Annotated in this window: 13 protein-coding genes; 5 read left to right on the forward strand and 8 right to left on the reverse strand. The window is 70.3% G+C overall.

Annotation, left to right across the window (positions count from 1 at the left end; genetic code table 11):
- Positions 1–5: 5 nt before the first annotated feature.
- From ACFYWX_RS28130 to ACFYWX_RS28140, 3 genes are all read right to left on the reverse strand, one after another.
- The gene (locus tag ACFYWX_RS28130) at positions 6–701 is read right to left on the reverse strand and encodes a UbiX family flavin prenyltransferase (RefSeq protein WP_389426897.1); all 696 of its coding nucleotides are present in this window, start codon (positions 699–701) and stop codon (positions 6–8) included.
- Positions 702–762: 61 nt separating this feature from the next.
- On the reverse strand, positions 763–1,665 hold the full coding sequence (gene mqnP, locus ACFYWX_RS28135) for a menaquinone biosynthesis prenyltransferase MqnP (protein WP_389426898.1): 903 nt from the start codon (positions 1,663–1,665) through the stop codon (positions 763–765).
- The gene (locus ACFYWX_RS28140; protein ID WP_389426899.1) at positions 1,662–3,119 is read right to left on the reverse strand and encodes a menaquinone biosynthesis decarboxylase; all 1,458 of its coding nucleotides are present in this window, start codon (positions 3,117–3,119) and stop codon (positions 1,662–1,664) included. Before ACFYWX_RS28140 ends, mqnP begins: the two co-directional genes overlap by 4 nt.
- An 88-nt stretch (positions 3,120–3,207) precedes the next feature.
- Between ACFYWX_RS28140 and ACFYWX_RS28145 the strand changes: the two genes are divergently transcribed.
- Positions 3,208–3,603 (forward strand): PLD nuclease N-terminal domain-containing protein, encoded by a 396-nt coding sequence (locus ACFYWX_RS28145; RefSeq protein WP_389426900.1) that lies wholly within the window; start codon positions 3,208–3,210, stop codon positions 3,601–3,603.
- Between the two features lie 13 nt (positions 3,604–3,616).
- Here the strand turns inward: ACFYWX_RS28145 and ACFYWX_RS28150 are convergent, their stop codons facing one another.
- Complete coding sequence (locus ACFYWX_RS28150) at positions 3,617–3,919, reverse strand: hypothetical protein (protein WP_389426901.1); 303 nt, start codon at positions 3,917–3,919, stop codon at positions 3,617–3,619.
- Positions 3,920–4,019: 100 nt separating this feature from the next.
- Between ACFYWX_RS28150 and ACFYWX_RS28155 the strand changes: the two genes are divergently transcribed.
- The 4 genes from ACFYWX_RS28155 (at position 4,020) to ACFYWX_RS28170 (ending at position 9,221) form a co-directional block, all read left to right on the forward strand.
- Positions 4,020–4,469 (forward strand): nucleoside deaminase, encoded by a 450-nt coding sequence (locus ACFYWX_RS28155; protein WP_389426902.1) that lies wholly within the window; start codon positions 4,020–4,022, stop codon positions 4,467–4,469.
- Positions 4,462–5,436: an isopenicillin N synthase family dioxygenase gene (locus ACFYWX_RS28160; RefSeq protein WP_389426903.1), complete on the forward strand. Its 975-nt coding sequence runs from the start codon at positions 4,462–4,464 to the stop codon at positions 5,434–5,436. Before ACFYWX_RS28155 ends, ACFYWX_RS28160 begins: the two co-directional genes overlap by 8 nt.
- Before the next feature lie 102 nt (positions 5,437–5,538).
- Positions 5,539–7,680 (forward strand): hypothetical protein, encoded by a 2,142-nt coding sequence (locus ACFYWX_RS28165; RefSeq protein WP_389426904.1) that lies wholly within the window; start codon positions 5,539–5,541, stop codon positions 7,678–7,680.
- A complete protein-coding gene (locus ACFYWX_RS28170) occupies positions 7,680–9,221 on the forward strand; it encodes an ABC transporter substrate-binding protein (protein ID WP_389426905.1) in 1,542 nt (513 codons plus the stop codon). The genes ACFYWX_RS28165 and ACFYWX_RS28170 overlap by 1 nt, the downstream gene beginning before the upstream one ends.
- A gap of 70 nt (positions 9,222–9,291) precedes the next feature.
- Here the strand turns inward: ACFYWX_RS28170 and ccsB are convergent, their stop codons facing one another.
- Genes ccsB through ACFYWX_RS28190 form a run of 4 tightly spaced genes read right to left on the reverse strand, consistent with a single transcriptional unit; the run spans position 9,292 to position 13,512 of the window.
- Complete coding sequence (gene ccsB, locus ACFYWX_RS28175) at positions 9,292–10,392, reverse strand: c-type cytochrome biogenesis protein CcsB (RefSeq protein WP_389426906.1); 1,101 nt, start codon at positions 10,390–10,392, stop codon at positions 9,292–9,294.
- Positions 10,389–12,107 carry a cytochrome c biogenesis protein ResB gene (locus ACFYWX_RS28180; protein WP_389426907.1) on the reverse strand — a complete coding sequence of 573 codons (1,719 nt, stop codon included), beginning with the start codon at positions 12,105–12,107 and terminating at the stop codon, positions 10,389–10,391. Before ACFYWX_RS28180 ends, ccsB begins: the two co-directional genes overlap by 4 nt.
- 3 nt (positions 12,108–12,110) lie before the next feature.
- A complete protein-coding gene (locus ACFYWX_RS28185; protein ID WP_389426908.1) occupies positions 12,111–12,881 on the reverse strand; it encodes a cytochrome c biogenesis CcdA family protein in 771 nt (256 codons plus the stop codon).
- A gap of 1 nt (position 12,882) precedes the next feature.
- A complete protein-coding gene (locus ACFYWX_RS28190; protein ID WP_389426909.1) occupies positions 12,883–13,512 on the reverse strand; it encodes a TlpA family protein disulfide reductase in 630 nt (209 codons plus the stop codon).
- Positions 13,513–13,565 lie beyond the last annotated feature (53 nt).

The raw sequence follows: 13,565 nt of genomic DNA on the forward strand, positions 1-13,565 counted from the left end.
GCGACTTACTCGGATGGCGCGCGCGTCGGACGGGTCGCGTCGCCGCCGCCCAGCTCTCCCGTCCAGCGGCGGTACAGCCCGTGCGGGACGCCCGCCGCGTCGAGGACCCGGCCGGCGACGAAGTCCACCAGGTCCTGGATGTGGGTCGCGCCCGCGTAGAAGGCGGGCGAGGCGGGCACGACGCTCGCGCCCGCGTCGTCCAGCGTCACCAGATGCCTGAGGGTCTGCCCGTTCAGCGGGGTCTCCCGCACGGCCACGACCAGCGGGCGCCGCTCCTTGAGCGTCACGCTCGCGGCACGTTGCAGCAGGTCCTTGGAGAGCCCCAGCGCGACTCCGGCGACACACGCCGTCGAGGCGGGCACGATCAGCATGCCCTTCACCGGGTACGACCCCGAGGACGGCCCGGCGGCCAGGTCCCCGGCGTTCCAGTGCCGTACGCGGTCGATGCCCACCGCGAACGTCCCGGGCTTCCCGTCGGCCCCCCGCGACAGCCATTCCCGCAGGTCGGCCTGCCAGTGGGCGTCCCGGAAGGAGATGCCCGTCTCGTCCAGCAGGGTCAGCCGGGAGGCCCGGCTGACGACAAGATCGACGCTCTCGCCCGCGTCCAGCAGCGCACGCAGCACAGCGGCGGCGTATGGCGTCCCAGACGCTCCGGACACCCCCACGATCCAAGGCACACGCTGCGTTTCTCCTGCGTTCACACCTTGAGCGTACCGGCGTGCGGAGGGGTGCTCAGGACCGGTGGGGCGCCTGGGGGGTGGCTCAGACCGTCAGGCCCCGGACCAGCAGATCAAGCAGCGCACACACGAACAGGGCAATGCCGATGAAGCCGTTGACGCTGAAGAACGCCCGGTTCACGCGGGAGAGGTCGTGGGGGCGGACGATCGAGTGCTCGTAGACGAACGCACCGGCGACGATGAGCAGGCCCAGCCAGAAGAAGCCGCCCGCGTCGGTGAGGGCGGCGTACCAGACGAACAGGGCCGTCGTCACGGCGTGACAGACGCGCGCTCCCCAGACCGCCGCGGGGATGCCGAAGCGGGCCGGGACCGACATGACGCCGATCTCGCGGTCGGTCTCGACGTCCTGGCAGGCGTAGATCAGGTCGAAGCCGCCGATCCAGACGCCGACCGCGAGGCCGAGGATCACCGCGTCCCAGGACCACTCGCCGGAGATCGCCAGCCAGCCGCCCACCGGTCCCATCGCCTGGGCCAGACCCAGGATGGCCTGCGGGAAGTTCGTGAACCGCTTGCCGTAGGGGTAGACCACCATCGGGATCACGGCGATGGGGGCGAGCGCCAGGCACAGGGGGTTCAGCAGGGCGGCCGCGCCCAGGAAGAACACGAGGGCGACCAGCGCGCCGGTCCAGGCGTGCTTCACCGTCATCGCGCCGGTGACCAGTTCGCGCTGGGCCGTGCGCGGGTTGCGGGCGTCGATCTCGCGGTCGATGATCCGGTTCGCCGCCATCGCGAAGGTCCGCAGCCCGACCATCGCGACCGTCACCAGCAGCAGTCGGCCCCAGTGGATGTTCCGGTCCCACTGGAACATCGCGGTGAGCGCGGCGATGTAGGCGAAGGGCAGGGCGAAGACGGAGTGCTCGATCATCACCAGGCGCAGGAAGGCCTTGGCACGTCCCGGTTGCGGGAGAGCGGCTGACGCGCTGCTCACAGCCCGTACTCCTTCCACCGGCGGTCGACCTTCGCCGCCGTCTCCGGGTCCGACTCCACCATGTCGGGCCACCCGCCGTCGCGGGTGTAGCCCTCCTCGGGCCACTTCCTCGTCGCGTCGATGCCTGCCTTGCCGCCCCAGAACTGCTGGTAGGAGGCGTGGTCGAGGTGGTCGACGGGGCCCTCCACGACGGTGAGGTCGCGGGCGTAGTCGGTGTTGCCCAGCGCCCGCCAGGCGACCTCGTGGAGGTCGTGGACGTCGCAGTCGGAGTCGACGACCACGATGAGCTTGGTCAGGGACATCATGTGCGCGCCCCAGATCGCGTGCATCGTCTTCTGGGCGTGCTTGGGGTACTTCTTGTCGATCGAGACGATCGCGCAGTTGTGGAAGCCGCCGGACTCGGGCAGGTGGTAGTCCACGATGTCCGGCACGATGATCTTCAGCAGGGGGAGGAAGAAGCGCTCGGTCGCACGGCCGAGGGGTCCGTCCTCCGTCGGGGGCCGCCCCACGACGATGGACTGGAGCAACGGCCGCTTGCGCATCGTCACGCAGTCGATGGTCAGCGCCGGGAACGGCTCCTGCGGGGTGTAGAAGCCGGTGTGGTCGCCGAAGGGGCCCTCGGGCAGCATCTCGCCGGGCTCCAGCCAGCCCTCGATGACGACCTCCGCCTGCGCCGGCACCTGGAGCGGGACGGTCTTGCAGTCCACCATCTCGATCCGCTTGCCGGCGATGAACCCGGCGAAGAGGTACTCGTCGATGTCGCCGGGGAGCGGTGCGGTGGAGGCGTACGTCACGGCCGGCGGGCAGCCGAAGGCGATGGCGACCGGCAGGCGTTCGCCCCTCCTCGCCGCGACCTGGTAGTGGTTGCGGCTGTCCTTGTGGATCTGCCAGTGCATGCCGATGGTGCGCTTGTCGTGGCGCTGGAGGCGGTACAGGCCGAGGTTGCGGATCCCGCTCTCCGGGTCCTTGGTGTGGGTCAGGCCCAGGTTGAAGAAGGAGCCGCCGTCCTTGGGCCAGGTGAACAGGGCGGGGAGCCGGTCGAGGTCGACGTCGTCTCCGTGCAGGACGACCTCCTGCACGGGCGCGTCTCCGGCCTTCACCTTCTTCGGCGGTACGTGGGTCATCGCGCCGAGCTTGCCGAACGCCTCGCGCACCCCGACGAAGCCGTGCGGCAGCTCGGGACGCAGCAGCCCGCCGATCTTCTCGGAGATCTCGCCGTACGACTTCAGGCCCAGGGCCTTGAGCAGGCGGCGGTCGGTGCCGAAGACGTTCATCGCGAGGGGCATGTCGGAGCCCTTCACGTTCTCGAAGAGCAGCGCGGGACCGCCGGACTTCTGCACCCGGTCGACGATCTCCCCGACCTCCAGATACGGATCGACCTCTGCCTTGACGCGCTTGAGGTCGCCTTCACGCTCCAGTGCCCTGAGCAGGGAACGAAGATCGTCGTAAGCCATGGGACCAAGTATCTGACACCCGCTACCCTGACCCCGTCACCGGGGGCGGTCCGTGCTCCCGTCGTCGTCTCCTGGGGGAACGCCCACCATGCTCCGGTATCTGCCCTTCCTGCTGGTCCTGGCGCTGTGGATCTACGCCTTCATCGACTGCCTGAACACGCCCGAGGAGCAGGTGCGGGGGCTGCCGAAGGTGATCTGGGTGATCATCATCCTGCTCTTCGGCGAGGTGCTGGTCGGTCCGATCGCATGGCTCGTCGCGGGCAAGGTCCGTACGGCCCCGGCAGGCGGCTCCACGCCCTCCGAGTGGCACCGCAGCCACCGGACCGAGTTCGTCGCGCCGGACGACAACCCCGAGTTCCTGAAGTCCTTGAAGGAAGAGAACAAGAAGGACGAGTCCCTGCTCAAGGACTGGGAGGCCGACCTGCGCCGCCGCGAGGAGGAGCTGCGCCGCAAGGAGAACGGCGAGGACCCGAAGGGCAGCTGAGCCGCTCCCGGTCTCACTCCTCCGGTTTCGCCTCCAGCCAGGTGAGGAGCATGTCGTCGAGGAGGGACTCCAGCGTCCGTCCCGACGTGTGGGCGTTGATCTCCAGCTGGACCGCCGACCAGCAGGTGAGGCTCATGATCAGCACGCGTAGACCGTCCGTGCCGTGGTGCTTCAGGATGTCGTCGGCGCACTCCAGGGCCTCCTGGGCGACGCGTTCCTCCGGATAGGTGCCGGCTGCCCTGCGCAGCAGTTCGATGGAGAGGCGGGAGATCTCCGGTGCGAGGGCGGCCAGCCGCTGGTCCTCTTCTTTGTCCACGCGATTCACCGTAGGAGACGGGGCGGATCCTGTACGGCGTCCGCCGGAAATCCCCCTGCCCGGACGACGCGGACCGACGGGGGCGTGCAGAGTGGGGCACATGGACCCGTCACAGGCACGCGCCTGGCTCGCCACCGCCGTCGAGGAGGCCCGCAGGGGCCTGGCCGAGGGCGGCATCCCGATCGGCGGCGCGCTCTACGGGGCCGACGGCGCCCTGATCGGCCGTGGTCACAACCGCCGCGTCCAGGACGACGACCCCTCCATGCACGCGGAGACGGCCGCCTTCCGCGCGGCGGGGCGGCAGCGGTCGTACCGGGGGACGACGATGGTGACGACGCTCTCGCCGTGCTGGTACTGCAGCGGCCTGGTCCGTCAGTTCGGGATCTCCCGTGTGGTGATCGGTGAGGCGGTCACCTTCCACGGCGGGCACGACTGGCTGGCGGAGCACGGCGTGGAGATCATGCTGCTCGACGACCCCGAGTGCGTCGCGATGATGCGTGACTTCATCGAGACGAACCCGGCACTGTGGAATGAGGACATCGGTGAGTGAGCCCACGCGCACCCGTATCCCGACCGTCGATCTGCGGCCCTGGCTGGACGGGGAGCCAAAGGCACGGGCGCGGATCGCCCGTACCGTCGACGAGGCCCTGCAGACCGCCGGGTTCCTGCTGGTCACCGGGCATGGTGTGGACCCCGCGCTGCGCGCCGCGATCCGGGCGGCGGCCCGGAACTTCTTCACCCTGCCGTCCCCGGTCAAGGAGACCTACGCGGCGCAGGTCGGCGGCCGCGGCTGGCTCGGGCCCGGCGCCGAGGCCAACGGCTACTCCGAGGGGACCGAGACCCCTCCGGACCTCAAGGAGTCCCTCACCTTCGCCACGCACGAGCCCTTCGACGACCCGGCCGTCAACGCGGAGTGGTACGCGCCCAACGTGTATCCCGCCGAGGTCCCCGAACTCCGGCGGCTGTGCGAGGAGTACCTGGCGAGGATGGGCGAGCTGGAGAACCACCTCCTCGCCCTGCTCGGGGAGGCGCTCGGGCTCGAACCCGACTTCTTCACCCGGCACATGGACCATCCCACATACGGCTTCAACATCAACTGGTACCCCGGCACGGACGTCGTCGGCGAACCGCAGCCGGGCCAGTTCCGCATCGGCCCCCACACCGACTTCGGCACCGTGACGATCCTGGACCGGCAGGCCGGCAAGGGCGGACTCCAGGTCCACACGGACGACGGCGGCTGGGAGGACGCGCCCTACGACCCGGCGGCGTTCACCATCAACGTCGGTGATCTGATGGCCCGTTGGACGGGTGACCGGTGGCGTTCGGGACGGCACCGCGTTCTGCCCCCGCCGGCCGACGTGCCCGCCGAGGAGCTGATGTCGCTGGTCTACTTCGGCGAGTGCACCCCGGGCACGCTCGTCGAGTCGGTCCCGGCGCCGGTGGGGCGGGTCGCGTATCCGCCGGTCGATTCGCATGTTTATCTGCGGGAGAAGCTGGATTCGATCACGGTCGGCTGATGAGGCCGGAAAATTCGTGACCCAACGGACATCACGCGATCTAGTGCGAATCAACTTCCGCTCTTTACCCTGGCGTTGTAAGCCGTTCCAGGGGGAGGTGCGGTGCACAGACCGATACACGGGCGGGGCGCGCTGTTCGACGGTGAGCCTCCGGGGCTGGTTCCCAGGCTGGTCGGGCTGCGCCCGTACGAGCACCTCGCCGCAGGAGTCGACCATCCCCGCGACTTACCGCTGCTGGTGCTCGCGGGCGGCCGGGGCCTCGGCAAGAGCGCGGTGCTGGCCGAGCTGTGGGACGCCTACACGGAGCGGACCCGCAAGGGGGAGACGCGCAAGCGCACCCCGGTCGCGCTGATCGACTGCGAGGACGAGCAGTTCGCCGAGCCTCCGCACGAGGAGAGCCCCGAGTCCTGGTCGCCGGTGTGGCAGGCGCTGCTGGTGACCGCCGAGCAGTTGACGGAGCCGGTGAAGGCGGCCGGGCAGCTCACGTTCCCGAGGCTGACGGCGGGCCTGGTGGCGGTGCGGGCGAGCGACTGGAGCGGTCGTACGGACTCGGAGCGGATCCGGCGGGAGCTGGTGCGGATCCTGCTGCTGAACGAGCGTGGTTCGCGGTTCAGCATGGCCGGGCGGTGGGCGGCGAAGGTCGCGGCGAAGGTGATCGCGGCCGCGAGCGGGCAGGGCCCGTTCGTCGCGGCGACGGTCGAGGCCACTCTGGAGGCGCTGTCCGAGGGCGTCACCGGGCGCCGGGAGCAGCGGCCGTCGACCTGGTACCGCACGTATCCGAACGCGGGCGGCAACGCCAAGCGCGGCCTGCTGCTGCTCTCCGGGAACTTCCGGGCCGGTGGCACCTCGCGGGAGCACGCCGAGCGGTGGCTGGTGCGGGCGCTGCTCGCCGATCTGGCCGAGGCGTACACGGGCCTGGGCTCGCACCTCACCCGGCTGGGCCGGCCCCTGGTGCTGCTGGACAACGTGCGGAGCGGGCCGGGTCCGGGACTGCTGGACGCGGTGCTGCGGGACCGGGCCGAGGGGGTCGCGGACCAGGTGGTGTTCATCGCGACCGTACGCGGCACGGATCTCCCGGCCCTGCGGGACGCCGTGCGGCGGGAGCTGCCCTCGGTGGCGCGGGCCACGGAGTGGGAGCCGGGCAGTTCGCCGTCCTCGCGTGCGCTGCTGGTACCGCTGGTGCCGCTGTCGCCGGACGACACCCTGCACATCGTGGGCGCGGTGTGCGACGACATCGACGTGCCGCCCCAACTCCCCCACGCGATCCACCGGTTGACCGGCGGCAACCCGCTCGGCATCGTGCTGGTCGCCACCGCGGCGAAGCAGCATCCGCACCGGGCCGCCTCCCTCGGCGGGCTGCTCACCGCGCGGATCACGGTGACGGAGGACCAGGAGGAGGGCCGCCCCGCCTACGGCGAGTTGCTGGACCGGCTCGTGCCGGCCGACCGGCTCGACGAGCTGACCGTGCTGGCCGCGGCCCACGACCACGACTCGGCGGTCGCGCTGGCCACCGCCCAGCTCCCGGACGACTTCGGTTCGTCGGGCGTACGGTCGCTGCGGGTGCGGCTCGCCGAGGAGGGGCTGCCCGCCGAGCCGGGCCACTTCGTCGGCGACCCCTTCGTACGCGCCCTGCTGCTGCTCCGGCTGCACCACCGCAACGCGGACCACGCCAAGTGGCGCGAGGTGCACGAGACGCTGATCCGGCACTACACGGACGAGGGGCAGGACGGCGACGGCGAGCCGGCCCGCGCCCGCTACCGCCTCCACCACGAACTCGCCCTGGGCGACACGGCGGGCGCGGTGGCCCACCTGCGCGACACCTTCCACACCCTGGACACCCGCACCTGGCTGGACACCCTGCGCTTCCTCGCCTCGGCGCCCTACTTTCACGCGCACGACGCCGAGGGCCGGGACTTCGCCGACCAGGACGACCGGCGGGCGGCGATCGCGCTGGGCCGCACGGACGCCGACCAGCGGCCCCCGGACGGCGTCGACGCCCTCTTCCACCTGCGGATACGGCGGCTTTTGCACGCCGTCTGGCAGGTGGCCGACCCGCTGGTGCTGCCCGATCCGAAGGTGTGCGACCGGCTGCGCTTCGAGCTGCTGCAACTGTCCGACCTGCGGCCCGCGGGCGGGGCGCTGCTGTTCACGGCGTCGCAGACCTGGCCGCGGGACGCCCGCGCGGGCCGGCCGTTGCGCACGCCGGGTGAGGACGAGTTGGACGACCGGGACGGGGAGGCGTGATGGGAAGCCGTGCTGTGCGGTGGCTGCGCGACGTGTGGCAGATCCGCCTCTACCGCTATGTCGCCCTGCTCGTCGTGGCCGCCCTGGTGGCGGGCTTGTTCTTCGGCATCAGGGCGCTCGCGCGGGAGGACCGCTCGTGTGCCGCCGGGGTCGAACGGCCGAAGGACGGTACGGAGTGCGTGGGTGTCGCGACGACGGCGTACGACTTCGGGCGGGACCGGTTCCGGGACGTGGTGCGGGCGATCGGCCGGGAGAACGACCGGCTCAAGCCGGGCAGTTACGTGACGGTCGCGCTGATGCTGCCGTTCACCGCGTCCAACCCGTCCACGGTGAGCGACATCCTGCACGAGGCGCAGGGCGTGTATCTGGCGCAGTGGCAGGCCAACCACAGCTCCAACGGGCAGGCTCCGGCGATCCGGCTGGTGCTCGCCAATCCGGGGGCGACCGGTGACCACTGGGAGCACATGGTGGACCAGTTGGAGCGGATGGCGAAGGGTGCCGACCGGCTGCGCGCGGTCGTCGGGGTCGGCATGAGCACCGACAACAACAAGGCGGCCGTCCAGGAGCTGACCCGGCGTGGCATCCCGGTGGTCGGCAGTTCCATCACCGCCGACGACCTCGCCAACGGCCACAAGGGCACGGACCCCTTCCCCGGCCTCGCCCGCGTCGCCCCCACCAACACCGACCAGGCCCGCGCCCTCGCCTCCTTCGCGAAGGTGTCGGCGGGCAAGGCGCTGCTGGTGTACGACAAGCCGGGCGACCCGTACACGCGGACGCTGCAGTCGTCGTTCGCGAAGCTGATCGAGGGCTCGCCGTACGAGCCGCAGCCGTTCACGCCGCCGGCCGACCGCAGTCAGGAGGGGACGACCGCGAACACCTTCCGGCAGATCACCCACCTCGTGTGCGACACGTCCCCGGGGACCGACACGATCCTGTTCGCGGGCCGGCACACCCAGCTGCGGCAGTTCATCAACGCGCTGGGCGGGCGCGGATGTCAGGACCGGAGGTTCACGCTGCTGACGGGCGACGAGGGCTCGTACCTGACCCATGAGAAGGACCTGGACCGCGGCGCCCTCAAGCGCAACCTCTCCGTCCGCTACACCTCTCTCGCCCACCCGGACGCCTGGCTGCGGGACACCACGGGGGGCGGCGGCTCGGCGAAGGACACGCGGGCCCTGACCGGGCTGCTGACGAGCGCGGAGCGCGAGCCGGTCGGGCCGCTCGGCCCGGTCGCGCTGGACGACGGGCAGCTGATCATCGGGTACGACGCCATGCTGCTGGCCGTCCACGGCATCCGCGAGGCCACGCCCGACGGCAGGGTGGTCCCGCCCCTCGCCGACGTCGGTCTGCAATGGCCGCAGGTCAAGGGCTCGCTGCGGGTGAACGGGGTGAGCGGGTGGATCTGCCTGGACGTGCACGGCAACCCGTACGACAAGGCCGTACCGATCGTGGAGCTCACCGCGGAGGGCGGCTCCCGCTTCGTGCGGATCGCCTGGCCGGAGGGGAAGCCACCGGGGAAGGAGTGCCTGCCGCCGTCCTAGGCAGGCCACCCGACGAAGGCCGGTTCCCGTGACTGAAGGTCACAGGGAACCGGCCTTCACCGTAGGCGGGTCACACCCCCGCGTAGGAGTGCTTGCCGCTCACGAAGATGTTCACGCCGTAGTAGTTGAACAGCCAGCAGCCGAAGGCGGCCACCGCGAGGTAGGCGGCCTTGCGGCCCTTCCAGCCGGCGGTGGCGCGGGCGTGCAGGTAGCAGGCGTAGGCGACCCAGGTGATGAAGGACCAGGTCTCCTTGGGGTCCCAGTTCCAGTAGCGGCCCCAGGCGTCGCCCGCCCAGATCGCGCCCGCGATGATCGTGAACGTCCACAGCGGGAAGACGGCCGCGTTGACGCGGTAGGCGAACTTGTCGAGGGAGGCGGAGGAGGGCAGCCGGTCCAGTACGGAGTTGGCGAACGTGCCGGGCTTGCCGCCGGTCGCCAGCTTGTTCTCGTAGGAGTCCTTGAACAGGAACAGGATCGTGGCGACCGCGCCGACGTAGAACACCGCGCCGCAGAAGATCGCGGTCGAGACGTGGATGTACAGCCAGTACGAGTGCAGGGCGGGGACCAGCTGGTCGCTGGCGGTGTAGAGGACGGTGACGGCGAGGCCGAGGTCGAGCAGGACCGTGGTGATCAGGAACAGGCCGAGCCAGCGGATGTTCTTCTTCAGGGCGAGCAGCGCCAGGTACACGCCGACGGCCACCGTGGAGAAGGTGATGTTGAACTCGTACATGTTGCCCCATGGCGCCCGCTCCACCGAGGCCGCGCGGGCGACGACGCCGCCCAGCTCGACGAGGAAGGCGAGCACGGTGAGGGAGATGGCGATCCGCCCGTAGAGGTCGCCCTGCTCGTCGCCGCCGTGCGCGCCCGGCCCGTCGGGGACGTCACGGGCGCCGGCCGCGGACCGGACGACGACCTTCGGCCGCTCCAGGACGGCGGTGCCACCGTTGCTGTTCACGGTGACGGCGGGTGCCTTCGCCTTGGCCTTCGCGTCGGCGGTGAGCGCGGCGGCCGTGCGGCCGACCTTGCTGCGGCTGCCGAAGACCCATTCGGCCATGTACGCGAAGAAGGCCAGGGTGTAGACGGCCATCGACGAGTAGATCAGCGTGTTGCTGATGTTCGCGAGGTTTTCGTTGGTGGCGGCGGCCAGATCGGTTGCGGCGGCGAGAGTCACTGCTGCTCAGCCCCTTCGGCAGGTACGACTTGGGGGTCGGGGGAATCTGAGGGACCGGGGTCGGGGGCCCCGGGAGCCTGGTCGTACAGGATCCCGGCGAGGTTGCCGAGTTCCTCGGGCACCTTGGCGGACTCGCTGCGGCCGAGCCCGGCCATCTCGACGACGGTGACGCCGTCGGCGCCCTTCACCGCACGCACCCACACCCGGCGGCGCTGGATGAACAGGGAGGCGGCGAGGCCGAAGATCGCGGTGAGGGCTCCGGCGAGGGCCCAGCCGCTGCCGGGTTCCTGGACGACCTGGAAGTTCGCCCACTCCTTGGTGCCCTCGTAGGTGATCGAGCCGGCGCCGTTCGGCAGCTTCATGGTCTCGCCGGGCGTCAGGTTGTCCCTGAGCTGCGCGCCCTTGGAGTCCTTGAAGTCCTTCATGTGCGCCTTGTCGAGCTGGTACACGCTCTGCGGGATGCCCGAGTTGACGCCGAGGTCGCCGTGGTACGGCTGCAGGTTCATCACCGGGTTCAGCAGCGCCGGGAACTGCGAGGCGACCTCGTTGCCCTTGACGTAGGTCGGCAGGAAGAAGGCCTGGAAGGCGAGCTGTTCGCTGACGCCCTTGGCGTTCTTGTAGCCGTCGAGGACCTTGATCACGCCGGAGGAGGTGACGTTGGAGTCGAGCGGGAGCAGGGGCACGGCGTCGCTGTACACGACCCTGCCCTTGCCGTCGCGGACGGTGACCTCGGGGGCGTAGCCGTGGGCGGTGAGGTAGACCTTCGCGTCGCCGATCTCCAGCGGGTGGTTGACCTTGACGAGGGTCTTCCTGCCCTTGCCGTAGGCGCCCTCGCTGTACGTGATGGCGGCCTGGTAGGTGCGCGGGGTGCCCTTGTTGGGGCCGGAGGTCTCGTAGGTGCCGGTGAACTTGTTCAGGGTGAAGCTGAACGGCACCAGGTCGTCGTTGCTGAAGAGGTTGCCGGACTTGAAGTCGTCGTAGGAGATGAGGGTGTTGGAGAAGCCGTCGCCGTCGCCCTCGACGACCAGCTTGTTGCCCTCGGACTTGTACAGCTGGCCCACGGCGAAGGCGACCAGCAGCACGATCAGCGCGATGTGGAAGGCGAGGTTGCCGACCTCGCGCAGATAGCCCTTCTCGGCGGCGACGGCGTCACCGGCGAGGTGGGCGCGGAAGCGGCGCTTCTTCAGCAGGCTGAGCGCGGCCTCGCGGACCTGCTCCGGCTCGGCCTCGGTGCGCCACGTCGTGTACGCGGGCAGCCGGGTGAGCCGCTTGGGCGCGCCCGGCGGGCGGCTGCGCAGCTGGCCCACGAACTGCCAGGTGCGGGGCACGATGCAGCCGACGAGGGAGACGAACAGCAGGATGTAGATCGCGGAGAACCACACCGAGCCATAGACGTGGAAGAGGCCGAGCTTGTCGTAGATCGGCGCGAGGGTGGGGTGGTCCTTCTGGAAGGTGGCGACCTTCGTGGCGTCCTGGCCGGTCTGCGGGATCAGCGAGCCGGGGATCGCGCCGAGCGCGAGGAGCAGCAGGAGCAGCAGGGCGACCCGCATGGAGGTCAGCTGCCGCCAGAACCAGCGGGCCCAGCCGATGACGCCGATTCCGGGCGCGTTGGCCAGTGTCTCCGCGGGGGCGGTGGACAGCTGGGAGCCGGCCGCGCCGAGGTCCTGGTCGTCCGGGGCGGCCGGGGTCTGCTCGCCGGTGGTGGTCTTGCTCATGGATCAGATCCCCACAGTGAAGCCGTTGGACCAGGACTGCATGTCCTGTACGAGGCTGTCCCACGCGCCGGTCAGCAGCAGCAGGCCGGTCACGATCATCATCGTGCCGCCGACGCGCATCACCCAGACATAGTGGCGCTTGATCCAGCCGAAGGCACCGAGCGCCTTGCGGAAGGCGACCGCGGCGAGCACGAAGGGCACGCCGAGGCCGAGGCAGTAGGCGACGGTCAGTATGGCACCGCGGCCCGCGCTCGACTGCTGCGCCGACAGGGCGAGTACGGAGGCGAGGGTCGGGCCGATGCACGGGGTCCAGCCGATGCCGAACAGTGCGCCCAGGAGAGGGGCGCCGGCCAGTCCGAGGGTGGGCTTGTTGTGGAAACGGAACTCACGCTGGGTCATCCAGGGCATGAGGCCCATGAAGAAGACACCCATGAGGATCATGAGCACGCCCAGCACCTTGGACAGGACGCTCTTGTTGTCCTGGAGGGTGTCCCCGAAGTAGCCGAACAGGGCTCCGCTGGAGACGAACACGGCGGTGAAGCCGAGGACGAACAGGGAGGCGCCCGCCACCATCCGGCCGCGCCGGGCCTCGGCCAGGTCGGTGCCGGTGACGCCGGTCACGTACGACAGGTAGCCGGGGACCAGGGGCAGGACGCACGGGGAGAAGAAGGAGACGAGGCCGCCGAGCAGCGCGATGGGGAGGGCCGCCAACAGGGCGCCGTTGAGCACCGTGTCGTTGTATCCGTCCGCGGCGAGCGTGGTGAGCGAGCTCACGTCACTTCTCCGCGAGGACCGGGGCGATCATCGAGCGCAGCTTGTCCTCGCTGAGCGCGGCCAGCGACCGGGCCGCGATCCTGCCCTGCCGGTCGAGGACGAGCGTGGAGGGGATCGCCTGCGGGTTGAGCGTGCCCTTCTTGAAGCGCAGCATCAGCTTGCCGGTCGGGTCGTACAGGCTGGGGTAGGTGACGCCCTGCTGCTTCTCGAAGGCGAGGGCGTTGCTGGTCTTGGCGTCACGGGTGTTGATGCCGACGAACTGCACGCCCTTGCCCTGAAGGTCCTTGTAGACCTTCTCGAAGTTGGGCGCCTCGGCGCGGCACGGGGCGCACCAGGAGCCCCAGACGTTCAGGACGACGACCTTGCCCTTGTAGGAGGCGACGTCGAGCTGCTTGCCGGCGATGGTCTTGCCGGACAGGTCGGGGGCCTGGGCCCGTTCCCCCTTGTCGGCGGTCGCGATGCCGTCCTTGCCCATGACGAAGTTGGTGTCGCCGCCCCCGCCGGACGTACCGCCCGAACTGCACGCGGCAACGGTCAGCGCGGTGATCGCGGCACCCGCGGTGAGCAGGGCGGCGCGGCGCGAGCGGATCCATGGGGTCGAGCTCTGGGGGGCGCGGCTGGCGGCACTCATGTGAAAAGTTTCGCATGCCCGTTCTGAGGATCTTGCGCACCCCCCTTGCGGGC

Source organism: Streptomyces sp. NPDC002888 (assembly GCF_042888465.1).
GTDB lineage: Bacteria > Actinomycetota > Actinomycetes > Streptomycetales > Streptomycetaceae > Streptomyces.